Source organism: Arthrobacter ruber (assembly GCF_002954225.1).
GTDB classification, from domain to species: Bacteria; Actinomycetota; Actinomycetes; order Actinomycetales; family Micrococcaceae; genus Arthrobacter_D; species Arthrobacter_D ruber.
The window spans coordinates 494493-516133 of sequence record NZ_PPTH01000018.1; the positions used below are offsets into that span (position 1 = coordinate 494493).

Annotated in this window: 20 protein-coding genes; 3 read left to right on the forward strand and 17 right to left on the reverse strand. The window is 70.7% G+C overall.

Features of this window, described 5'->3' with window-relative positions; all coding sequences use genetic code 11:
* Positions 1-32 precede the first annotated feature (32 nt).
* From CI785_RS16215 to pdhA, 3 genes are read right to left on the reverse strand one after another with little or no spacing between them, the layout of a single operon-like run.
* Complete coding sequence (locus tag CI785_RS16215; protein WP_105033095.1) at positions 33-1583, reverse strand: dihydrolipoamide acetyltransferase family protein; 1551 nt, start codon at positions 1581-1583, stop codon at positions 33-35.
* 2 nt (positions 1584-1585) lie between these two features.
* Positions 1586-2656, reverse strand: a complete 1071-nt coding sequence (locus CI785_RS16220) for an alpha-ketoacid dehydrogenase subunit beta (RefSeq protein WP_105033096.1) — start codon at positions 2654-2656, stop codon at positions 1586-1588.
* The gene (gene pdhA / locus CI785_RS16225) at positions 2653-3810 is read right to left on the reverse strand and encodes a pyruvate dehydrogenase (acetyl-transferring) E1 component subunit alpha (protein ID WP_105033097.1); all 1158 of its coding nucleotides are present in this window, start codon (positions 3808-3810) and stop codon (positions 2653-2655) included. Before pdhA ends, CI785_RS16220 begins: the two co-directional genes overlap by 4 nt.
* Positions 3811-4052: 242 nt before the next feature.
* Between pdhA and CI785_RS16230 the strand changes: the two genes are divergently transcribed.
* Positions 4053-4496, forward strand: coding sequence for an Lrp/AsnC family transcriptional regulator (locus CI785_RS16230; RefSeq protein WP_240615249.1), 444 nt, complete (start codon positions 4053-4055; stop codon positions 4494-4496).
* Between the two features lie 33 nt (positions 4497-4529).
* Here CI785_RS16230 and CI785_RS16235 read toward each other — a convergent pair whose 3' ends face one another.
* Genes CI785_RS16235 through paaA form a run of 6 tightly spaced genes read right to left on the reverse strand, consistent with a single transcriptional unit; the run spans position 4530 to position 9149 of the window.
* On the reverse strand, positions 4530-5309 hold the full coding sequence (locus CI785_RS16235) for an enoyl-CoA hydratase/isomerase family protein (RefSeq protein ID WP_105033247.1): 780 nt from the start codon (positions 5307-5309) through the stop codon (positions 4530-4532).
* A gap of 57 nt (positions 5310-5366) precedes the next feature.
* Positions 5367-6497 (reverse strand): 1,2-phenylacetyl-CoA epoxidase subunit PaaE, encoded by a 1131-nt coding sequence (gene paaE / locus CI785_RS16240; protein ID WP_105033099.1) that lies wholly within the window; start codon positions 6495-6497, stop codon positions 5367-5369.
* Positions 6497-7003, reverse strand: a complete 507-nt coding sequence (gene paaD, locus CI785_RS16245; RefSeq protein ID WP_105033100.1) for a 1,2-phenylacetyl-CoA epoxidase subunit PaaD — start codon at positions 7001-7003, stop codon at positions 6497-6499. The genes paaE and paaD overlap by 1 nt, the downstream gene beginning before the upstream one ends.
* Positions 7003-7827 carry a 1,2-phenylacetyl-CoA epoxidase subunit PaaC gene (gene paaC, locus CI785_RS16250; RefSeq protein WP_105033101.1) on the reverse strand — a complete coding sequence of 275 codons (825 nt, stop codon included), beginning with the start codon at positions 7825-7827 and terminating at the stop codon, positions 7003-7005. Before paaC ends, paaD begins: the two co-directional genes overlap by 1 nt.
* Positions 7824-8117 (reverse strand): 1,2-phenylacetyl-CoA epoxidase subunit PaaB, encoded by a 294-nt coding sequence (paaB, locus tag CI785_RS16255; RefSeq protein WP_105033248.1) that lies wholly within the window; start codon positions 8115-8117, stop codon positions 7824-7826. Before paaB ends, paaC begins: the two co-directional genes overlap by 4 nt.
* Before the next feature lie 54 nt (positions 8118-8171).
* The gene (gene paaA / locus CI785_RS16260) at positions 8172-9149 is read right to left on the reverse strand and encodes a 1,2-phenylacetyl-CoA epoxidase subunit PaaA (RefSeq protein WP_105033102.1); all 978 of its coding nucleotides are present in this window, start codon (positions 9147-9149) and stop codon (positions 8172-8174) included.
* Positions 9150-9268: 119 nt separating this feature from the next.
* Here paaA and CI785_RS16265 point away from each other — a divergent pair, with 119 nt between their 5' ends.
* Complete coding sequence (locus tag CI785_RS16265) at positions 9269-9880, forward strand: TetR/AcrR family transcriptional regulator (protein WP_105033103.1); 612 nt, start codon at positions 9269-9271, stop codon at positions 9878-9880.
* A gap of 26 nt (positions 9881-9906) precedes the next feature.
* Here the strand turns inward: CI785_RS16265 and paaZ are convergent, their stop codons facing one another.
* Genes paaZ through CI785_RS16285 form a run of 4 tightly spaced genes read right to left on the reverse strand, consistent with a single transcriptional unit; the run spans position 9907 to position 14884 of the window.
* Positions 9907-11994: a phenylacetic acid degradation bifunctional protein PaaZ gene (gene paaZ / locus CI785_RS16270; protein ID WP_105033104.1), complete on the reverse strand. Its 2088-nt coding sequence runs from the start codon at positions 11992-11994 to the stop codon at positions 9907-9909.
* 51 nt (positions 11995-12045) lie between these two features.
* Complete coding sequence (locus tag CI785_RS16275) at positions 12046-12933, reverse strand: 3-hydroxyacyl-CoA dehydrogenase family protein (RefSeq protein WP_105033105.1); 888 nt, start codon at positions 12931-12933, stop codon at positions 12046-12048.
* Complete coding sequence (locus CI785_RS16280; RefSeq protein WP_105033106.1) at positions 12930-13676, reverse strand: enoyl-CoA hydratase/isomerase family protein; 747 nt, start codon at positions 13674-13676, stop codon at positions 12930-12932. Before CI785_RS16280 ends, CI785_RS16275 begins: the two co-directional genes overlap by 4 nt.
* Positions 13676-14884: a thiolase family protein gene (locus tag CI785_RS16285; protein ID WP_105033107.1), complete on the reverse strand. Its 1209-nt coding sequence runs from the start codon at positions 14882-14884 to the stop codon at positions 13676-13678. The genes CI785_RS16280 and CI785_RS16285 overlap by 1 nt, the downstream gene beginning before the upstream one ends.
* Before the next feature lie 187 nt (positions 14885-15071).
* Between CI785_RS16285 and CI785_RS16290 the strand changes: the two genes are divergently transcribed.
* Complete coding sequence (locus tag CI785_RS16290) at positions 15072-17267, forward strand: S9 family peptidase (protein WP_105033108.1); 2196 nt, start codon at positions 15072-15074, stop codon at positions 17265-17267.
* Here the strand turns inward: CI785_RS16290 and CI785_RS16295 are convergent.
* The 4 genes from CI785_RS16295 to CI785_RS16310 are packed head-to-tail and all read right to left on the reverse strand — an operon-like array spanning position 17198 to position 21640.
* Entirely contained in the window at positions 17198-18277 is a 1080-nt protein-coding gene (locus CI785_RS16295) for a LacI family DNA-binding transcriptional regulator (RefSeq protein WP_105033109.1), read from the reverse strand. The two genes, CI785_RS16290 and CI785_RS16295, sit on opposite strands and share 70 nt — an antisense overlap.
* On the reverse strand, positions 18277-19743 hold the full coding sequence (locus tag CI785_RS16300) for a GH1 family beta-glucosidase (protein WP_105033110.1): 1467 nt from the start codon (positions 19741-19743) through the stop codon (positions 18277-18279). Before CI785_RS16300 ends, CI785_RS16295 begins: the two co-directional genes overlap by 1 nt.
* A complete protein-coding gene (locus tag CI785_RS16305; protein ID WP_105033111.1) occupies positions 19740-20654 on the reverse strand; it encodes a carbohydrate ABC transporter permease in 915 nt (304 codons plus the stop codon). The genes CI785_RS16300 and CI785_RS16305 overlap by 4 nt, the downstream gene beginning before the upstream one ends.
* Positions 20651-21640, reverse strand: coding sequence for a carbohydrate ABC transporter permease (locus CI785_RS16310; protein WP_105033112.1), 990 nt, complete (start codon positions 21638-21640; stop codon positions 20651-20653). The genes CI785_RS16305 and CI785_RS16310 overlap by 4 nt, the downstream gene beginning before the upstream one ends.
* Between the last annotated feature and the right edge of the window lies 1 nt (position 21641).

A 21641-nucleotide genomic window follows, 5' to 3' on the forward strand; every position in this document is an offset into this window, starting at 1 on the left:
CGAGCAATGGCCCGCCGGCGAGGATCCAGCTGTCAGAGATCCGCGAGCATGGCGCCCGGATCCTCCATCGCGTCGGCGACGAACCTCAGGAAGCCCCCTGCAGTGCCACCGTCACAGACACGGTGATCGAACGCGAGCGTCAGCTCCGTGACCTTCCGCACCGCGAGCTGCCCGTCGACCACCCACGGGCGGTCGATGATCCGGCCCATGCCGAGGATCGCCGACTCGGGGTAGTTGATGATCGCCGCACTGCCATCCACGCCGAACACCCCGTAGTTGTTCAGCGTGAACGTACCGGAGGACAGGTCCGACGGCGTCGCCTTGCCCTCCCTGGCGAGGCCCGCCAGCCGGCGGATCTCGGCGTCGAGCTCCCGCGCGGACATCGTGTCCGCACGGCGGACACTGGGCACCACGAGGCCGCGGTCCGTCTGCGCCGCGATGCCGAGGTTGACGCCGTCCACGCGTACCAGTTCCTGGCTCCCGCCGTCGCCGGTCTCGATCCTGCTGTTGAGTTCCGGGTACCGGGCCAGGCCTGCGACCACGAAGCGCGCCACGAAGGACAGGATCCCGGGTACGGCGTCGGACGTCCTCCGCTTCATCGCTGCGCGGAGCTCGACGAGGGCTGTCACGTCGACATCCACCCAGACCGTGGCCTCGGGGATCTCGCGTCGGCTGCGGGACATCGCCTCGGCGATCGTCCGGCGGACACCACGAAGGGGCGTGCGCTCGAGGACCGCAAGACCGGACCTGGCATCGCGCTCCGCGGACCCGGGTTCCGCAGCGTCTCCGGGCCGCCCTGCGGGCGGCGACGAGGAAGCCGCCTGCGAAGCGACGTCGGAGGCCTGCGGACGCGCAGCGATCGCCGCTTCGACGTCCCGGCGCAGGATCAGCCCCTCCTCCCCCGATCCGCGCACATCCTCCAGGCGCAGTCCATGCTCACGTGCCAGTTTCCGCACCAGGGGCGAGACGCACAGGGTCGCCGCGCCTGCCGGGGAGACGTCGGAGGTGGATGCGGGCGACGCAGGCTCCCCGGATGCCGGCGCAGCGGCGGGCGCCGCGACGGCGGTCTCCGGCGTCGTTCCCGCCGGACGCACCGCAGCACCCTTGCGCGGACGACGTCGTCCGCCCGTGAGTCCTCCGGGCGTGCCGTAGCCGATCAGTACGTTGCCGGAGCCCTCGCTCGTCGTCGGCTCACCGCCTTCGTGCGTCGCCGCCGTGGGCACCCCGGCGTCCTCACGCAGCGCGGACGCAGCGGCAGCGACAGCAGGTGCCGCATCCGAGGCGAGCCCGAACGAAGTACCTGCAGGTGGCGCCTCGGATCCTTCCGGCCGGACGGACAGGAACGGCGCCCCGACGTCGAGCACCTCACCGGGCCGGCCGTGCAGGACGGCCACGGTGCCGGCGAAGGGCGAGGGGACCTCCACCACGGACTTGGCGGTCTCCACTTCGGCAACCGGCTGGTCGACGGCCACGGCATCACCCTCGGCGACGAGCCAGGACACGAGTTCGGCCTCGGTCAGACCTTCACCGAGGTCGGGCAGGGCGAACACGAGGAGGGCCGCATTCACGGCAGGGGCGCTCATGGTCAGTCCTCCCACTGCAGGCTGTCCACCGCATCGAGGATGCGATCCACGCTCGGCAGGTAGAAGTGCTCGAGCTTGGGCGAGGGATACGGGATGTCGAAGCCGGTGACCCGCAGCACCGGCGCTGCGAGCGAGTGGAAGCAGCGCTCCTGGACGCGGGCGACGATCTCCGAGGCCACGGACGCGAAGCCGGGAGCCTCCGCGACCACCACGGCGCGCCCGGTCCTGCGGACGCTCGCGCAGACGGTCTCGTCGTCGAACGGGACGATCGACCGGAGGTCGATGACCTCGATGGAGCGACCCTCCTCGGCGGCCGCAGCAGCAGCCGCGAGCGCCGTCGGGACGGATGGTCCGTAGCTGATCAGGGTCGCGTCGGTCCCGGGGCGGGCGACGACGGCGCGTCCGATCCGGCGCGGGGCCTCCCCATCGTCGTAGGTGCGGCGGAGCTCGGCGAGGTCCACCTCCTCCTTGGACCAGTAGAGCTTCTTGGGCTCGAGGAACACCACCGGGTCCGGGGACGCGATGGCCTCGCGCAGCATGAAGTAGGCGTCGCGGACCGTCGCGGGGGCGAGCACCGTGAGGCCCGGCGTGTGGGCGTAGTAGGCCTCGGACGAGTCGCAGTGGTGCTCCACACCACCGATGCCACCGGCATAGGGGATGCGGATGACGATCGGCAGGCGCACCTTGCCCTTGGTCCGGTTCGGCATCTTGGCGACGTGGCTGACCACCTGCTCGAACGCCGGGTAGGCGAACGCGTCGAACTGCATCTCGACGACGGGCTTCATGCCGTTCATCGCCATGCCCACGGCCATGCCCATGATGCCGGACTCCGCGAGCGGCGTGTCGAAGCAGCGCTCCTCGCCGAAGCGGGCGGTCAGACCGTCGGTGATGCGGAAGACGCCGCCCAGCGGGCCCACGTCCTCCCCGAACATGAGGACGGCCGCGTCGGCCTCCATGGCGTCTGCGAGGGCCGCGTTCAGCGCCTTCGCGAACGTCGTGGCCCTGGGTGCGGGTGCCGCACCGGCGTCGGGCAGGGTGGTGCCGGGCGCGGGAGCTTCCGTGGTCTGCGTCATCGCTGGTCCCCCTCCATCGAACCGTCGGTCCCGGCCGCTGCTGCGTCCGCGTCCCGTGCCAGTTCCTCGCGCAGCAGTGCTGCCTGTTCGCGCAACTGCGATGTCTTCTCCGTGTACACGTACTCGAAGAGCTCTGTCGGGTTCACTTCGACCTCCGTGTTGAGTCCCTTGCGGATGACCGCCGCGGTCGCGTCCGCGTCGGCGGCGAACGCCTGCTCGCTCTCCTCCGTCAGCAGGTCCAGCGTCTTCAGGTACGTGCGCATCCGCAGGATCGGGTCCTTCAGCACCCACCGCTCGACGTCGTCGGCGGAGCGGTAGCGCGTGGCGTCGTCGGCGTTGGTGTGCGCCTGCATGCGGTAGGTGTGGGCCTCGACCAGCGAGGGCCCGCCTCCGTCGCGTGCCCTGTCCACGGCGGCTCCGAGCACGGCGAGAAGAGCCGCGAGGTCGTTGCCGTCCACGCGCTCCCCCGGCATGCCGTAGCCGATGGCCTTGTGCGCCAGCGAGGGAGCCACGGTCTGGTTCTTCAGCGGCACGGAGATCGCGAACTCGTTGTTCTGGACGAAGAAGACCACGGGGACGTGGAACACGGCGGCGAAGTTCAGGGCCTCGTGGAAGTCGCCCTCGCTCGTCGCGCCGTCACCGCACATGGCCAGGACCACCGTGGACTCGCCGCGGAGCTTCGCCGCATGGGCGACGCCGACCGCGTGCAGCAGCTGCGTGGCGAGCGGCGTGGCCTGCGTCGCCACGCGGTGTTCGTGGGGGTCGTAGCCTGCGTGCCAGTCGCCGCGCAGCAGCGTCAGGACCTCGAGGGGATCGACACCGCGCGTGATGACGGCGACGGTGTCGCGGTACGTGGGGAACAGCCAGTCCTCGTCCCCGAGGACGACGGCGGCGGCGACCTGGCACGCCTCCTGCCCGTGGGAGGACGGATAGACCGCCAGGCGTCCCTGCCGGACGAGGGCGTTGGCCTGGTCGTTGATGCGGCGGCCGGCGATCAGACGACCGTAGGCACCGAGCAGGCGGTCGCCGTCGGGGAGGGGGTAGCGGTCGTCCGGGTGCGGGTGCCCCTCCGGGTCCACCAGCTGCACGGGTTCCGGTGAGGGAAGCAGGGCGTGCGCCGCCGTCGAGGGCGTGCCACCGGCCGCCCCGCCCATGCGGCGCCCGCGTCCTTCGTTTGTTGCCGTACTCATTCCGCCTCCATCACGGGCCGCGGGAGCGGCACCTGTCCCAGTTGGAGCGGTAGCTCCGACGCTGGATGCTGTGTAGGTCCAGTATGGTCAGCGGGCGCCTTTTGTATCCACGGCGTCCGGAAATTCTGGATCAGAACGTTCCACACGCGGTATTCTGTGGACGAATTGTTGAATGTGACCTGCATTACGCGAAGGAGCGTGGACACGTGGTGGACGGGAACCTCGACGACGTCGATCGGAAGATCCTGGCGGAGCTGACGAGGGACGGCCGGCAGTCCGTCACCTCGGTGGCGGAGCGGGTCCACATCTCCCGCGCGCACGCGTACTCGCGCATCGCGAAGCTCACCGAGGACGGCGTCCTGACACGGTTCACGGCGATCATCGATCCCCTGAAGGCCGGCCTGCGGTCCTCCGCCTACGTGACCCTGAAGGTGCGGCAGCATTCCTGGCGGGAGCTCCGGGAGAACCTCCGGAGCGTGCCGGAGATCCACCACATCGCGCTCGTGGGCGGTGACTTCGACGTCATCCTCCTGGTGCGCGCGGAGGACAACGTGGGGCTGCGGCGCGTCATCTTCGATCAGCTGCAGTCCATGCCGGGCGTGCTCGACACCCAGACGTTCCTGGTCTTCGAGGACCTCGACACGCGGTGACGCGCCCTGCGGACACCGGCTGAAGCGACGGACTCAGCCGCCGAAGCGCGGTGCCCGCTTCTCCCGGAACGCCTCGAGGCCCTCACGGTAGTCGTCCGAGGCGCCGAGCACCCCCTGGACGTCGTTCTCCCCGCGGATGGCTTCCCACAGCCCGAGCCGCTCGTCACGGATCCTCCCCACGAGCTGCTTGGAGGCGACGAGCGCCTGCAGCGGGCCGTTGGCCGCCCTCGCCGCCTTGGTCCGCGTCAGCTCGAGCAGGTCGGCCGCGGGGACGGCCCGGCTGAAGAGGCCTCCGACAACGGCCTCGGCCCCGGTCATGAGGTCTCCCGTGTACATGAGGTCGAGGGCCCGGTGCGCGCCGAGCCGCTCCGTGAACAGCCAGTGCCCGCCGGAGTCGAGGACGAGCCCCAGGTTGGCGAACGGGGAGCCGATCTTCGCGTCCTCCGCGACGTACACCACGTCCGTGGCGATGAGCAGACCCAGGCCGACGCCGAGGCACGCGCCCTGCGCGGCGGCGAAGGTCGGTGCCGGGAAGTCCGCCATCGTCCGCAGCAAAGGGGTCAGCGTGGCGTCGAGGAAGCCGTAGGCGTCATCGGACCCGGGCTCGATCGACCCGAGATTCCGGCCCGCGCAGAACGCCCGTCCCTCCCCGCGGAGCACGAGGGCCCGGACGGTCCCCTCGCGCACCCCGGCGGCGGCGGCGTCGTAGGCGCCGGCGAGGTCGGCGAGCGCCTGCTCGTCCACGGCGTTGAGCCGGTACGGGGCGTCCAGCACCACCTCGGCGATGCCGTCCGCGATGGTCAACCGGACCATGCCCGCGGCGGAGCCGGTCGACGCTGGGATCCCGGGCTGTGCAGACATGGAGCGCTCCTAGGCGTCGTAGTCGACCGCGACGGCGTCGCTGGTGGGGTGGGCCTGGCACGTGAGGACGAAGCCGGCGGCGACCTCGTCGGGCTCGAGGGCGTAGTTCTCCTCCATGGCCACCGTCCCCTCGACGACCTTCGCACGGCACGTCCCGCACACTCCGCCTGCGCAGGCGAAGGGGACGTCGGGGCGCACCCTCAGCGCCGCGTTGAGGATCGACTCGCGCGCATGGGTGGGGCTCTGCACGGAGCCCTGGAGTCCGTCGAGGTTGAAGGAGATGGTGTAGTTCTGCCCGGCGGCGTCCGGCACCACGGGCCGGCCGATGCTTCCTTCGGGCCGGGTGGGCTCCCCTGTGGTGAACAGCTCGAACCGCACAGCGTCCGCAGCCACGCCCCGCTCGGCCAGGAAGTCCCGGCACAGCTGCACGAGCTCGAAGGGCCCGCAGAGGAACCATTCGTCCACGCGGTCCGGCGCGATGACGGTGCCGAGCAGCTTCTCCAGCTTCTCGGCGTCGATCCTCCCCGAGAGCAGCGGCGAGATGCGCTGTTCACGGGACAGGACGTGGTGGACCGCGAAGCGGGAGGGGTAGCGGTCCTTCAGGTCCGCGAGTTCCTCGAGGAACATGACGTCCATCGCGGCCCGGTTCGCGTAGACGAGGTCGAAGCGAACGTTCGGGCCGCTCGCGAGCATGGACCGGGCGATGGAGATGACCGGGGTGATACCGGACCCCGCCGCGACGGCGACGAGGGAGGCGGCCTGCTGCCCCGGCGTCGTGCGCGGGGTGAACTGTCCGAGCGGGCTCATGACCTGCAGCGTGTCCCCGGCCTTCAGGGACTCGTTGACCCAGGTGGAGAAGACCCCGCCGAGGTCACGCTTGACCGCGACGCGCAGTTCGCCCGGCCGCGGGTCGGCGCAGATCGAGTAGCTGCGCCTCACGTCCTTCGGCTCACCGTCGACCTCGAGCGTGGTCCGCAGGGCCACGTACTGCCCGGGGAGATAGTCGTACTCGTCCTGCAGGTCCGGGGGGACGTCGAGCACGACCTCGACGGCGTCCTCCGTCAGGCGGCGGACGTCGCGCACGGTGAGGGTGTGGAAGGAGCTCCGCCGCTTGGTCGAGGGGGCGAGGACGACGGCCATCAGTGCACCTTGAAGTAGTCGAAGGGTTCCCTGCAGGCATTGCAGACGTACAGGGCCTTGCAGGAGGTGGATCCGAAGCGCGTCATCTCACGGGTGTCCAGCGACGAGCACTGGGGGCACTTCACGCTCAGCCCGATGCGCACGGGCCCGGCAGCGGCCTTCCCCGTGGGCGGCGCGATGCCGTACCGCGCCAGCTTGGCCCTGCCGTCGTCGCTGAGCCAGTCGGTGGTCCAGGCGGGCGAGAGCGTGAGGCGGACGGCGACGTCGTCGTACCCGGCGCTCCGGAGCGCTGCGGTGACGTCGTCGCGGATGGCGTCCATCGCGGGGCAACCCGAGTAGGTGGGCGTGATGGTCACCTGCACCTGGCCCGTCTCGGCCACGTGTGCCTCACGCAGCACGCCGAGGTCCTCGATGGTGAGCACCGGGATCTCGGGGTCGCAGACCGTTGCCGCGATGTCCCAGACGGCGGCGTCGGGGCCCGCGGCGGGGCGCAGGTCGGCGACCATCACCAGGAGGCTCCGGGATGCTCGCGCGCGAGCACCTGCAGCTCGGCCAGGATGTAGCCGAGGTGCTCGCTGTGCCGGCCGAGCCGTCCGCCACCCACCGCACCGGGCACGGCAGGGAGTTCGAGTTCGGCCTCGCCGAGGACGGCCTGCAGCGCGGCGTCGAACGGCGCACGGAGGCTGCTCGGGCGGACGCCGGCGTCGCCGAGCTCGTCGATCAGCGGGTAGTCGGTGAACAGCTCGTCGATGTAGGGCCCGGTCAGGGTGAGTCCGGCGATCATCCGGCGGCGCGATTCGTCGGTGCCGAGCGCGAGGCGGAGCACCCACTGGATGCTGTGGTCCCGGTGGTAGTCGACCTCCTTGACCGCCTTCGCGGCGATCGCGGCGAGCGTCGCATCGGTCGAGTGGACGAGCCGCGAGTACAGCTCCCACTGGTACAGGGCGACGATGAGCTGCCGCGCGATCGTCCGCGCGAAGTCGCCGTTGGGCTGCTCCACGAGGTGCACGGAGCGGAACTCCGGCTCGCGGCGGAAGTAGGCGAGGTCGTCCTCGGTCCTTCCCCAGGCGCGTCCGGCGTAGGTCAGGAAGGACCGCGCGTGACCGATCTGGTCGAGGGCGATGTTGGCGAGCGCCACGTCCTCCTCGAGCTCGGGCGCGCGGGAGATCCACCAGCCGAGGCGCTGCGCGAGGATGAGGGCGTCGTCGCCGAGCCACAGCGCGTACTGCGCGACGGCGTGGTCCGGCGCCGCCTCCTGGAGCGCGATGTCCTCGGGTCGCAGCGCGTTGCCCGGCGTGATGCGTGTGGCGCTGGCGTTGGCCTCGCTCACAGGTGCTTCACCCCTTCGCTCTTCGTGTAGTACGTGGCGTGGCGGTAGTCCTTGCCCTGCGGCGACTCGAAGAAGCTGTCCTTCGCATCGGGATCACTCGTGATGATCGACGACGCCGGCACCACCCACAGGCTCACGCCCTCGTTGCGTCGCGTGTACAGGTCACGGGCGTTGCGGACCGCCATCTCGGCGTCCGGCGCGTGCAGCGAGCCCGCGTGGACGTGCGAGAGACCGCGCGAGGACCGTACGAAGACCTCCCAGAGCGGCCATGCGACGCGTTCTTCCTGCAGGCCGCTCGACGGTGCGGTCGCGCCGTCATCGCCCGTCGTCGATCCGCCGGTCACCTAGGCCGCCTGCGCGGTCTTGAGGGCCTGCTTCCGCGCGTAGGCTGCCGCGGCCTCGCGGACCCAGGCGCCCTCCTCGTGGGCCTCCCGGCGTCGTTCGAGGCGCTGGGCGTTGCACGGCCCGCGGCCGGCGAGGACCTCCCTGAACTCGTTCCAGTCCAGCGGCCCGTGCTCCCAGCGGCCGGCCTCCTCGTTGTAGCGGACGTCCTCGTCCGGCAGGTCGAGCCCGAGGACCCTGATCTGCTCGACCATCATGCCCACGAAGCGGGAGCGCAGCTCGTCGTTGGAGAAGCGCTTGATCTTCCACTCCATGGACTTCTGCGAGTTGGGGGATTCCTCGTCCGGGGGGCCGAACATCATGAGCGACGGCGCGTACCAGCGGTTCACGGCGTCCTGCGCCATGGCGCGCTGCTCGGGGGTGCCGTTCGCCAGTTCGAGCAGGATCTCGAAGCCCTGCCGCTGGTGGAACGACTCCTCCTTGCAGATGCGGACCATCGCGCGTCCGTAGGGCCCGTAGGAGGCACGGCAGAGGGGCACCTGGTTGCAGATCGCGGCCCCGTCGACGAGCCAGCCGATGGCTCCGATGTCCGCCCACGTCAGGACGGGGTAGTTGAAGATGCTCGAGTAGCGGGCCTTGCCCGCGATGAGGTCCTCGGTCATCTTGTCGCGCGGCGTCCCGAGCGTCTCGGCGGCGGAATAGAGGTAGAGGCCGTGGCCCGCCTCGTCCTGCACTTTGGCCATCAGGACGGCCTTGCGCTTGAGCGAGGGCGCCCGGGTGATCCAGTTGGCCTCGGGCTGCATTCCGATGATCTCAGAGTGCGCGTGCTGGGAGATCTGGCGCGTGAGCGACTTGCGGTAGTCCGCGGGCATCCAATCCCGCGGCTCGATCCGGGAGTCCCGGGCGATGAGCTCGTCGAAGAGCCGCTCACCGACCTCGTGATCCGTGGGGGCTTCCGCGTCAATGGCCGTACTCGTCATCGTGCCTGCCTCGCTCGTCTGGACTTCCGGTTTAATTACCGACCGTTCGTTCAGTATAGGGAGTGCTGCTCGGGACGGTCAACGGTCGGCCGACCGAACGGTCGTGCAAAAATGGCAGCATGACCGTCGCCGACCCCACGCCGCCCCCCACGCGCCGGGGGCGCCCGGGCTACGACCAGCGGTCGGTCCTCGCCGTGGCCGTCACGGCCTTCAACCGGCACGGGTACGAGGCGACGTCGATGGGGATGCTGGCCGAGGACCTCGGCCTCAGCAAGTCGGCCATCTACCACCACGTCCCGTCCAAGGGCGACCTCCTGCGGCTCGCGCTCGACCACGCGCTCGGCGGGCTGGAGGCGGTGCTCTCCGCACCCCGGGCCTCCGCCGGAGCCGCCGACGCGCGCCTGGAGTTCGTCCTGCGCGGCACCATCGCCGTCCTGACCGAGCGGCTCCCCTTCGTGACCCTGCTCCTGCGGCTGCGGGGGAACACGGAGGTGGAGCGCGAGGCCCTGGAGCGACGGCGTGCGTTCGACCGCGAGGTGGCCGCGCTGGTCGACGCCGCACGCCGCGAGGGTTCCATCCGCAGCGACATCGACCCGCGCACCACTGCGCGCCTCATCTTCGGGACCATCAATTCGATCGTCGAGTGGTACCGGCCGGGCGGACCGCTGACCGCGGAGAAGCTCGCCGACGACGTCATCCTCATGGTGTTCGACGGGCTGCACCGCCGCTAGCGGCGCCGGTGTCGGAGGGGCAGTCGCTACTTCTGCACGAGGGTCAGGACGTCGTAGGTCGCCACGATCTCGTCGTCCTGGTTGTGGAGCACGGCGTCCCAGGCCACCTCGCCGTACTCGTCCGTCTCGCGCGGCGTGATGCGCTTGGCGGTCAGGGTCACACGGATCGAGTCCCCTGCGGCGACCGGCGTGATGAAGCGCAGGTTCTCCAGGCCGTAGTTCGCCAGGACGGGCCCGGGCGCGGGATCCACGAACAGCCCGGCGCCCCACGACAGCAGCAGGTACCCGTGCGCCACGATGCCAGGGAAGAACGGGTTGGCCGCCGCGGCCTCCTCGTCGGTGTGGGCGTAGAAGGTGTCGCCCGTCGTCTCGGCGAACGCACTGATGTCCTCGAGGGTCACCTGGCGCAGCTCGGAGCGGACGGCGTCACCGATGCGCAGCGTCGCGAGGTCCTTGCGGAACGGGTGGACGTCGTCGAACCGGCGGTCCGCGCCCGTGTGCCACTCCCCCGTGATGCTCGTGAGCATGTTCGGCGAGCCCTGCACCGCGGTGCGCTGCATGTGGTGCACCACCGAGCGCATGCCGCCGAGCTCCTCGCCCCCGCCTGCGCGCCCGGGTCCGCCGTGCACGAGGTGCGGGACGGGCGAGCCGTGGCCCGTGGACGTCCGCGCGTCCTCACGGTTGAGGATCAGGACCCGGCCGTGGTGCGCCGCGATCCCGAGTACGAGTTCCTGCGCCACCGCGGGATCATTGGTGCAGACGGTGGCCACGAGGGACCCCGAGCCGAGGGCCGCGAGGCGGACGGCGTGGGGGAGGTCGTCGTAGCCGATGACGGACGCTACCGGCCCGAAGGCCTCCACCGAGTGCAGGGCTCCCGCTTCGACGTCCTTCCAGGTGAGCAGGACGGGCTCCATGAAGGCTCCTCCCGGCGCCTTGCCGGTGGTGTTGTCCGCGAGCACGACGTCGGGCGCGTCCAGGGACCCGAAGGCCACGGACGCGCCGCCGGAGATCAGCTCCCGCACGGCTTCCTGCACGCCCTCGAGCTGCGCGAGCGACGCGAGCGCGCCCATCGTCACGCCCTCGGCCCGCGGATCACCGAGCGTCACCCGGGAGCGGATCCGCTCGCCGGCTGCCCGGACGACGTCGTCGACCAGCGCCTCGGGCACGATGGACCGGCGGATGCTCGTGCACTTCTGGCCCGCCTTCACGGTCATCTCCGTGACCAGGGACTTCACGAAAGCGTCGAACTCGGGCGTGCCGGGGACGGCGTCGGGACCGAGGATCGCGGCGTTCAGGGAGTCGGTCTCGCAGGTGAAGCGCACCCCGCCGCGCTCCACGGAGGGGTGGGACTTCAGGTGGTTGGCGGTCGACGCCGAGCCGGTGAAGGACACGAGGTCCCGGTAGTCGAGGTGGTCGAGGATGTCCCGTGCGGGCCCGGACACGAGCTGCAGCGCGCCCGCCGGCAGGATCGCGGACTCGACGACGAGCTTCACGACGGCGGCGGTCAGGAATCCGGTGGGCGTGGCCGGCTTCACGATGGTCGGCACCCCGGCGAGGAACGCGGGCGCGAGCTTCTCGAGCATGCCCCACACGGGGAAGTTGAAGGCGTTGATCTGGACGGCGACGCCGGGGATGCGCGTGTGGATGTGCGTGCCGAGGAAGGAGCCGTCCCTGGAGAGCACCTCGGGCGGTCCGTCGACGATCACGTGGGAGTTGGGCAGTTCGCGGCGCCCCTTCGAGCCGAACGTGAAAAGTACGCCGATGCCGCCGTCGATGTCCACCATGGAGTCCACCTTCGTGGCGCCGGTCTTGGCGGACAGCTCGTACAGGGGTTCGCGGTGCGCATTCAGGTACTGGGCCAGCTCCTTGAGCTTCAGGGCTCGCTCATGGAACGTGAAGCGCCCGAGCTCCGCCTGACCCGTGGTCCGCGCGAAGCGGACGGCGACGGCGGTGTCGATACCGGCCGTACTGACGACGGCGAGCTCCTCACCGGTACTGGCGTCGCGGACCACCGTGCCGTCGGCATCCGCGGCCGTCCGCTCGGGCGTCCACCAGGCATCCTCGATGAAGCTGGGGACGACGTCGATCTGTACTCGTTCCGGGGCGGTGGTCATGTCCGCTCGCCTTTCACTGGTGCTGCTGGGATGAGGGTGGGAGGAGTCGGGTCAGGGGGCGGACGGCGGGGCGTCGTCCCAGTCGAAGAAGCCCCTGCCGCTCTTGCGCCCGAGGTCGCCGCAGGCCACCTTCTCGCGCAGGATCGCGGGCGGGGTGAAGCGCGGGCCGAGGGTCGACGCGAGGTACTCGGCGATGCCGAGGCGGACGTCGAGCCCCACGATGTCGGTGGTGCGGAGCGGCCCGACGGGGTGCTTGTAGCCGAGGACCATCGCGGCGTCGATGTCCTCCGCGCTCGCCACGCCCTCCTCGAGCATCCGCATGGCCTCGAGGGCGATGGCGACCCCGAGTCTCGAACTCGCGAATCCCGGGGTGTCGCGTACGACGACGGGCGTCTTGCCGAGCGTCGCCACCCAGGACCGCGCCGCCGACTCGAGCTCCCCGGACGTCCGGCCCCCGAGGACCACCTCGATGAGGGTCGACGCCGGCACGGGATTGAAGAAGTGCAGACCGCAGAACCGGTCGGGACGCTGCAGGGCGTCGGCGAGCGCGTCCACCGAGAGGGAGGACGTGTTCGTCGCAAGCCATGCGGCGTCGTCGAGCACGTCCTCGACCGCACGCAGCGCCTGCCGCTTCAGGGCGAGGTCCTCGGGCACGGCCTCGACGACGAGGCCGCACGAGGAGAACTCGGCGTAGTCCGTGGACACCGCCACGCGGCGGGTGAGGCCCGCCAGCGGTTCCGCGGTCGTGCCCCGGTCCACGCTGCGCGCGAGGGCCTGCGTGACGCGGGCGAGGCCGGCGTCCGCCGAGGCGTCGTCGCGCTCGACGACGACGACGCCCGACCCGGCGAGGCAGAACGCGTGCGCGATGCCGGCGCCCATCCGGCCGCCGCCGAGGACGCCGACGCGCGCGGGGACATTCCGGCCGAGGTCGGTGCTCATGAGCTCTTCCTCCGGTCCAGGAACCGCTGCATGCGGTCGAACTTGGCCTCGGACTCGAAGAGGACGGCCTGCGCGAGCTGGTCGATCATCGGATGGGCCTCCCTGGGTGCATGGAACACGCTCTTGGTGATGCGGACCGCGAGAGGGTCCTGCCGGCCGATGCGGTCCGCGAGGTCGTGGGCCGCCTGCAGAAGGTCCTCGGGCGCGTGGATCGCCGTGATGAGCCTCGCCTCGAGAGCCTCCTCGGCCGTGAGGATGCGCCCGGCGAGCAGGATCTCCTTGGCGAGCGGCTCCCCCACGAGCTCCTTCAGCCGCCAGGTGGCTCCGGCGGCCGGGAGGATGCCGAGGCCCGTCTCGGGGTTGCCGATCTTCAGGCGTGGCGTCCCGATCCGGAAGTCCGCGGCGAAGGCGAGCTCCGCCCCACCGCCGAGCGCGTACCCGTCGAGGGCGGCGACGACCGGCATGGGCAGATCCGCGATGCGCGCGAAGAGCGTGGAGTTGATGCCCGCGAGGGCGTCGTCGCGCCGCCGCTCGCGCAGTTCGGCGATGTCGGCGCCCGAGGCGAAGACGCCGTCGGACCCGGTGAGGATCAGGATGCGGGGCGACTGCTCGAGGTCCGCGCAGACGGCGTGCAGGTCGTCGACCATCTGCCGGTCGATGGCGTTGCGGGCCTCCGGCCGGTGCAGTTCCACGACGAGGACATTCGAGCCGGTGCCCTCGGTGACTTTCAGCGAGGACGGCATCAGACACCCTCGAGGAGCATCGCTGTGCCCTGGCCCACGCCGACGCACATGGTCGCGAGGCCGAGGCGGCGCGAGGGTCCGGCGAGCTCGCGCTCCATCCGGCCGAGCAGGGTGACGGCGATCCGTGCCCCCGACGAGCCGAGGGGATGGCCGAGGGCGATCGCCCCGCCGTCGCGGTTGACCATGCCTTCGTCGAGCCCGAGGCGCCGGATGCACGCGAGGGACTGCGTGGCGAAGGCCTCGTTGAGCTCGACGGCGCCGAGGTCGGCGACCGACAGGCCGGCCCGCTCGAGGACCTTATGCGTCGCGGGCACGGGGCCGATGCCCATGATCTCCGGCGGGACGCCCGCCGACGCCCCGTCCAGGATGCGCGCACGCGGCGTCAGCCCGTGGCGCTCGAGGGCGGCCTCCGAGGCGACGATGACGGCCGAGGCGCCGTCGTTGAGCGAGCTCGAGTTGCCGGCCGTGACGATCCCGTCCGGCCGGACGACGGGGCGGAGCCCCGCCAGGACCTCGAGGGTCGTGTCGGCGCGGGGCCCCTCGTCGGTGTCGACGGAGGACGACGTCCTGCCGCGGTTCACCTGCACGGCCACGATCTCGTCGGCGAAGCGACCGGCCCCGATGGCGGCGAGCGCGCGCTGGTGGGAGCGGAGCGCGAAGGCGTCGGCGTCGTCGCGCGTGATCCTGTCCAGTGCCGCGAGCTCCTCCGCCGTCTCGGGCATGGAGTAGGTGACCTTGTCCCGCGCGGCGAGCTTCGGATTGGTGAAGCGCCAGCCGATCGAGGTGTCGACCACGGCGCCGGGCTTGGCGAAGGCCTTCTCGGGCTTCTCCATGACCCAGGGCGCGCGGCTCATCGACTCGACGCCGCCCGCGATCACGATGTCCGCGGCGCCGGCCTTCACCATGTGGGAGGCCATGATGATGGCCGAGAGCCCGGAGGCGCAGAGCCGGTTCACCGTGATACCGGGGACGGTGTCCGGGAAGTCCGCGAGCAGTGCTGCGAGCCGTGCGACGTTCCGGTTCTCCTCGCCGGCGCCGTTGGCGTTGCCGAGGATCACCTCGTCCACGGCGGCCGGGTCGAGGCCCGCGCGCTGGACCACGGAGGTGAGCACGAGCGCCGCGAGGTCGTCCGGCCGCACGCTCGAGAGCGCTCCGCCGTACCGGCCCACCGGGGTGCGGACACCTCCCACCAGGAAAGCCTCGGCCATGGTCGTCTCCCTCGTCGTCGCAGGTCCTGTCCGCACTGAGCCGGACGAATTACCGAACGTTCGTTCTGTAAAGGCCCGCTCCAGAATTGCACGGCTCCCCGGCACGGTCAACCGCCCGCCCGCGCAAGCGGGGACGAGGACCCGCGGAGTCGCTGGAGCCCGGACGGGCGGTGGCAAGATGGGAGCCATGACCGCTGACACCGCCCGCATACGTATCCCGGTACCTGCTCCCGCACAGAAGGTGCCCTTCGAACGCACCCACCACGGCGACACCTTCGTGGACTCCTACGAGTGGATGCGCGACAAGGAGAGCCCCGAGCTGATCGGGTACCTGAAGCGCGAGAACGAGTACACGGAGGCGGTCACGCAGCACCAGAAACCGCTGCGCGAGGCCATCTTCACCGAGATCAAGAGCCGGACGCAGGAGACCGACCTCTCCGTCCCCGCCCGCAAGAAGGGCTGGTGGTACTACTCGCGTACCGAGGAGGGCAAGCAGTACGGCATCCAGTGCCGCGTGGCCGCGCAGGACACCGGCGACCTGGCACGCGACTGGACGCCGCCCGAGGTGGTGCCCGGGCGTCCCGTGGCGGGCGAGCAGGTCATGCTCGACGGCAACGAGCTCGCCGAGGGCAAGCCGTTCTTCTCCCTGGGCGGGCTGTCCGTGACCGAGGACGGCACACTGCTCGCCTACTGCGAGGACAACGCGGGCGACGAGCGCTTCACCCTGCGTATCAAGGACCTCGCGACCGGCGACCTCCTCCCGGACGAGATCCCGGACGTCTTCTACGGGCTGTCCTTCTCCCCCGACGGGACCCGCGTCTACTACACCGTCGTCGACGACTCGTGGCGCCCCTACCAGGTGCGCTCGCACACCCTCGGCACCCCGGTGGCCGACGACGTCGTCGTGTACCAGGAGGACGACGTCGCCATGTGGACGGGTTTCGAGGTCTCCGCCGACCGCACGCAGCTCCTCATCAGCATCGGCTGCTCCGAGTACAGCGAGTACCGCGTCCTGGACCTCGCGCACCCCGAAGCCGGCCTCACGCTGTTGATCTCCCGCGACGAACGCGTCCTGTACGACGCCGAACCGCTCACCATCGACGGCGTACCGCACTACCTGCTGACCCACGACCGCGACGCGAAGAACTCCATGGTGAGCCTCGTCGCGGCGGGCGAGTTCTCCAGGCCGCTCGCCGACCAGAACTGGACGACGGTCATCCCCCACGACGACGCCGTGCGCATCAACGGCATCTCCGTCACGCGGACCCACCTGGTGCTCTCGGTCCGGAAGGACACCATCGAGCGAGTCCAGGTCCTCCCGCTGGCCGGCCTCGGCACGCCCGACCAGGCGCTGCCGGCCGAACCGGACTTCGACGAGGAGCTGTTCACGAGCAACCTCGCCAACGCCGAGTTCGACTCCCCGATCATCCGGCTGTCCTACACGTCCTACCTCAGGCCGCCGCGCGTCTACGACTACGTGCTCGCGGACGGCTCGCTGGAGCTGCGCAAGGAGACCGAGGTGCGCGGCGGCTACGATCCTGGCGCGTACGTGGCCGAGCGCCACTGGGCCCCCGCCGCCGACGGGACGCTGGTCCCCCTCTCGGTGGTGCGCCGGGCGGAGCTCGGCCCGGACGGCACCAACCCCGCGGTGATCTACGCGTACGGCAGCTACGAGGTCAGCATGGATCCGGCGTTCTCGGTGGCCCGCCTCTCCCTCCTGGACCGCGGCGTCGTCTTCGTCGTCGCGCACATCCGCGGCGGCGGGGAGATGGGGCGCAGCTGGTACGAGCAGGGCAAGAAGCTCGCGAAGAAGAACACGTTCACGGACTTCGTCGACGCCACGACCTACCTCGCCGACTCGGGCTGGGCCGACGCCGGCCGGATCGCCGCGATGGGCGGTTCCGCGGGAGGCCTGCTCATGGGCGCCGTCGCGAACCTTGCGCCGGAGAAGTACCGCGCGATCGTGGCGCAGGTGCCCTTCGTGGACGCCCTGACCACCATCCTCGACCCGGAGCTGCCGCTCTCGGCGCTCGAGTGGGAGGAGTGGGGCAACCCGATCACCGACCCCGAGGTGTACCGGTACATGAAGGACTACACCCCGTACGAGAACGTGCGTCCCGTGGCGTACCCGCGGATCGCCGCGGTCACGAGCTACAACGACACGCGCGTGCTGTACGTGGAACCCGCGAAGTGGGTCGCGCAGCTGCGCGAGACGGCCACGGGGACGGAGCCGATCGTGCTGAAGACCGAGATGGACGGCGGCCACGGAGGCGCCAGCGGGCGCTACTCCCGCTGGCGCGATGTCGCGTGGGACTACGCGTTCGCCGCGGACGCCGTGGGCGCCACGGAGGTGCTCGCGCGTTCCACCAGTTCCGTGGAGTAGATGACGGGCTCCGGGTGCGAGCCCGGGGCCTCGATCTCCTCGAGGAGCATCGCGCCGGCCTTCACGGCCATCTCGACCATGGGCTGCGTGATGGTGGTGAGCGGCGTCGGCGCGGTCTCCGCGACGGCGTGGTTGTCGTAGCCGACCAGCGCGACGTCCCCGGGCACGGTCCTGCCGGCGGCCTGCAGCGCCTCCAGCACGCCGAGCGCCATGAGGTCGGAGGCCGCGAAGATGCCGTCGATGTCCGGGTGCTCGGCGATCAGCCGGCGCGCCGCGGCGGCCGCCCCGTCCGTGGTGAAGTCGGCGTGGACCACGGGCCCCTCGGGGAGTCCCGCCTCGGCCAGGCCCGTCCTCCAGCCGCGGAGGCGGTCGACGGCGGCGGTCATGTCGGCCGGCCCCGCCACCGTCGCCAGGCGGCGGCGGCCGATCCCCGCGAGATGCTGTGCCGCCAGGCGTCCGCCGCCCAGGTTGTCGGTGTCCACATACGTCACCTCGGAGCCCGCGTCCCACGGCCGCCCGATGAAGATGGTGGGGAGGCCGGTCTCGGCCAGCGATCTCGCCCACGAGTCGGCCTCGTGGTGCGAGACCACGATCGCCCCGTCCACGTGCCCGCCGCGCAGGTAGCGCAGCGTGCGGGACGAGTCGTCGTCGGTCCGCGACATCAGCAGCACCAGCTGCACGTCGGTCTCCCGGAGTGCCTCCGTGATGCCGGTGATGACGACGGCGAAGAAGGGATCCATCATGACGCGGACGTCCGGCTCCGGGATGACCAGGGCGATCGACGACGTCCGCCGCGTCACGAGGCTGCGGGCCGCCCGGTTGGGGATGTACCCGAGGTCGAGGACGGCGCGGTCCACCGCCGCCTGGGCCTCCGGGCTGACGCGGTCGCCTCCGTTGATGGCGCGGGAGGCGGTGGACCGCGACACCCCGGCGGCCACGGCGAGGTCCTCGAGGGTGGGGCTCGAGCGTGGTGCGACCTGACGCAGCGGCCGGGGTGAGGACGTCTTCATCACACCGACAATACGACACCCGCCTGCTCGGCGTCCGGCGAGGAGACGCCCGGCACCGTGTTCGTGGCCGCCAGGCGGGAGTACCAGAGGGCGCTCGCCTTCGGGGTGCGTTCCTGCGTCTCGTAGTCCACACGGACGAGCCCGAAGCGCTGGTGGTAGCCCCAGGCCCACTCGAAGTTGTCGAGGAGCGACCACGCCAGGTAGCCACGGAGGTCCACGCCGTCGTCGATGGCGTCCTTCATGGCCCGCACGTGGACGTCGAAGAAGCCCAGGCGGTCCTGATCGTCCACGAAGCCGGTCTCGTCGGCGACGTCGTTGTAGGCGGCACCGTTCTCCGTGATGTAGATCGGGATGCCCGCGGGCCCGGTGTACTCGTCCTGCAGCCGGTTGAGCAGGCGGCGGAGCCCGTCGGGCTGCACCTCCCAGTCCATGGCCGTGACGGGCAGGCCGCGCGGCACCGAGCGGACGCCGTGCGCCGCCACGTAGGGCGAGGAGACGGCACGCTCGAGCGGCGCGTGGCCCTCCTGCGGTGTCGCCTCCCCGGACGGCGTCGTGGTGACGGCTTCACCGTGGTAGTAGTTCACGCCCAGCACGTCGATCGGCGTGCCGATGATCTCGAGATCGCCCTCGCGGATGTAGTCGGCCATGCCCAGGTGCTCGACGTCCCGGAGGACGTCCTCCGGGTAGGCGCCGCGCAGCACGGGATCGAGGAAGATGCGGTTGAACTGCCCGTCGATGCGGCGGGCGGCATCGCGGTCCTCCTCGCTGGCCGGGTCCAGGGGATCCGGCACGGTGAGGTTCAGCGTGATGCCGAGCGTGGCGTCCGCGTCCCGGCGGCGCAGCTCCTGCGTCGCCAGCCCGTGCCCGAGCAGGAGGTGGTGCGCCGCGGCGAGGGCCGCCGTCGGCTCCTGCCGCCCGGGGGCGTGCACGCCGGCCGCGTAGCCGAGGAACGCCGCGCACCAGGGCTCGTTCAGGGTGGTCCAGATCCGCACCCGGTCCCCCAGGGCCTCGTGCATCACCGCGGCGTACTCGGCGAACCGGTAGGCGGTGTCGCGGTTGGTCCAGCCGCCCTCGTCCTCGAGGGCCTGGGGCAGGTCCCAGTGGTACAGGGTGAGCCAGGGCTTGATACCCGCCTCGAGCAGCCGGTCCACGAGGTCCGAGTAGAAACGGATGCCCTCCGTGTTCGGCGTGACCCCGTCCGCCATGCAGCGGGACCACGACGTCGAGAAGCGGTACGCCTGCAGGTTGAGGCTCTTCATGAGCGCCACGTCGTCGGCCGACCGGTGGTAGTGGTCGCACGCCACGTCGCCGTTGTGTGCGTCGGCCACCGCCCCGGGGACGCGGGAGAACGTGTCCCAGATGGACGGCCCCCGGCCGCCCTCCTGGGCGGCGCCCTCGATCTGGTACGCGGCGGTCGCCGCGCCCCAGAGGAAGCCCTCGGGGAAGGTGATGTCGGTGCTGCTCATCCTTTGACTGCTCCTTGCATGATTCCTGATACGAGTTGACGACCCGCCACCGCGAAGAGCAGCAGCAGGGGGATGGTGGAGAGCACGGCTCCGGCGAGCACGATCGAGTAGTCGACGAAGTGCGCTGCCTGGAGCAGCTGCAGTGCCACCGGGAGGGTCGGGTTGGACGGGTCCAGCACGATGAAGGGCCAGAAGAAGTTGGTCCACGTCGCGACGAACGTGAAGAGCGCGAGCATCGCGGCGGCCGGCCGGGCGGCCGGGAGGCCGACGTACCAGAACGCCTGGATCATGGACGCGCCGTCGATCCGGACGGCCTCGATGAGCTCGTCCGGCAGTGCGTCCCGCAGGTACTGCGTCATCCAGAAGACGCCGAAGGCGGTGACGACGCCGGGTACGATCACGGCCCAGAGCGAACCGGTCCAGCCCAGCTTAGCCATGACGATGAACAGCGGCACCACGCCGAGCTGGGTGGGCACCGCCATGGTGGCGATCACGAAGACCAGGAGGCCCTTGCTCCCGCGGAAGCGGAGCTTGGCGAAGGCGAACCCGGCGAGGGTCGAGAACAGCACCACGGACAGCGCCGTGACGGTGGAGACGATGATGCTGTTGCCGAGCGCCTTCCAGAACGGGATGGTGTCGAGGACACTGGCCGCGTTGGCGAGGAAGTTGCCGCCCGGCACCAGGGGGACGCCCTTGCTGATGACCGAGCTGTCATGGCTTCCCACCAGGAAGGACCACCAGAGCGGGAACAGCGAACCGAGGATCACGGCCCCCAGGAAGCCGTAGGTCAGGAAACCCGGCCGGCGCATGGTGCCGCCCGGCGCCCCGCGGCGCCGGGAGCCGACGCCCCGCTGGGCTGCGCGTGCGGCCCCCTTGCCCGCGGTCTGTTCGATCATGGGGATGGAGCTCATCGTCGGCCTCCCTGGCTGGCGATACGGCGGGTGATGAGGAAGTTGGCCATCGCGATGAGGACGATGATCAGGAACAGCAGCCACGCCACGGCGGAAGCCCTGCCGAAGTTGCGCTGCCCCCAGCCGAGCTCCCAGATGTACATGGTGAGCGTCTGCCACTGGCGGTCCGCGCCGCCGAGGCCCGCCTGGTCGAACACGCGTGCCTCGTCGAAGATCTGGAGGCCGCCGATGGTCGCGGTGATGACCACGAAGATGATGGTCGGCCGGAGCATCGGGACGGTGACGGAGAAGAACTGGCGGAGCCGTCCGGCGCCGTCGATCGTCGCCGCCTCGTAGACGTCCCGGGGGATGGCCTGCATGGCGGCGAGGAAGATCAGGGCGTTGTAGCCCGTCCAGCGGAAATTCACCATGGTGGCGATCGCCGCGTGACTCGCGAGCGAGTCGGAGTGCCAGCGGACCGGGTCCAGCCCTACCCCCGTCAACAGTTCGTTGAACAGGCCGGCCTGGTCAGCGAAGAGGTTGTTGAAGATCAACCCGACGGCCACGGGGGCCACCACGAAGGGGACGAGGACGCCCATCCTCCAGAACGTCTTGGCCCGGAGGTTCGCGTCGAGCACCGCCGCGATGGCGATGGCGAGGACGACCTGCGGGACGGACGAGAGGAGGAAGATGCTGAACGTATTGCCCACCGCGTTCCAGAAGAACGGCTGCGCGAGCACGAACTCGTAGTTCTCCAGCCCCGTGAACTTGCCCTGTCCCCCGATGAGGTTCCAGGTGTGGAGCGAGACCCATGCCGTGTACAGCAGGGGGAACAGGCCCGTGATCGCGAAGAGGAGGAAGAACGGCGAGATGTAGAGATACGGAGACAGCTTGACGTCCCATTTCGACACCTTCTGGGAGAAGGCCAGCCGCTTCACGCTCCTGTCGCGCGAGGCCCGCTGGTGCGAGTTGGGGGGTGGGGATTGGACCCGGTCCGTGACTGCCATT

Bases quoted from the DNA above. Each gene is read 5' to 3' on its own strand.
- CI785_RS16215 (WP_105033095.1), bottom strand. From the start codon at position 1,583: ATGAGCGCCCCTGCCGTGAATGCGGCCCTCCTCGTGTTCGCCCTGCCC.
- CI785_RS16280 (WP_105033106.1), bottom strand. From the start codon at position 13,676: ATGCCGTCCTCGCTGAAAGTCACCGAGGGCACCGGCTCGAATGTCCTC.
- CI785_RS16290 (WP_105033108.1), top strand. From the start codon at position 15,072: ATGACCGCTGACACCGCCCGCATACGTATCCCGGTACCTGCTCCCGCA.
- CI785_RS16300 (WP_105033110.1), bottom strand. From the start codon at position 19,743: ATGAGCAGCACCGACATCACCTTCCCCGAGGGCTTCCTCTGGGGCGCG.
- CI785_RS16310 (WP_105033112.1), bottom strand. From the start codon at position 21,640: ATGGCAGTCACGGACCGGGTCCAATCCCCACCCCCCAACTCGCACCAG.
- CI785_RS16305 (WP_105033111.1), bottom strand. From the start codon at position 20,654: ATGAGCTCCATCCCCATGATCGAACAGACCGCGGGCAAGGGGGCCGCA.
- paaZ (WP_105033104.1), bottom strand. From the start codon at position 11,994: ATGACCACCGCCCCGGAACGAGTACAGATCGACGTCGTCCCCAGCTTC.
- CI785_RS16275 (WP_105033105.1), bottom strand. From the start codon at position 12,933: ATGAGCACCGACCTCGGCCGGAATGTCCCCGCGCGCGTCGGCGTCCTC.
- CI785_RS16285 (WP_105033107.1), bottom strand. From the start codon at position 14,884: ATGGCCGAGGCTTTCCTGGTGGGAGGTGTCCGCACCCCGGTGGGCCGG.
- paaD (WP_105033100.1), bottom strand. From the start codon at position 7,003: ATGGTCGCCGACCTGCGCCCCGCCGCGGGCCCCGACGCCGCCGTCTGG.
- pdhA (WP_105033097.1), bottom strand. From the start codon at position 3,810: ATGGGCGGGGCGGCCGGTGGCACGCCCTCGACGGCGGCGCACGCCCTG.
- CI785_RS16265 (WP_105033103.1), top strand. From the start codon at position 9,269: ATGACCGTCGCCGACCCCACGCCGCCCCCCACGCGCCGGGGGCGCCCG.
- CI785_RS16295 (WP_105033109.1), bottom strand. From the start codon at position 18,277: ATGAAGACGTCCTCACCCCGGCCGCTGCGTCAGGTCGCACCACGCTCG.
- CI785_RS16220 (WP_105033096.1), bottom strand. From the start codon at position 2,656: ATGACGCAGACCACGGAAGCTCCCGCGCCCGGCACCACCCTGCCCGAC.
- paaE (WP_105033099.1), bottom strand. From the start codon at position 6,497: ATGGCCGTCGTCCTCGCCCCCTCGACCAAGCGGCGGAGCTCCTTCCAC.
- CI785_RS16235 (WP_105033247.1), bottom strand. From the start codon at position 5,309: ATGGTCCGGTTGACCATCGCGGACGGCATCGCCGAGGTGGTGCTGGAC.
- paaA (WP_105033102.1), bottom strand. From the start codon at position 9,149: ATGACGAGTACGGCCATTGACGCGGAAGCCCCCACGGATCACGAGGTC.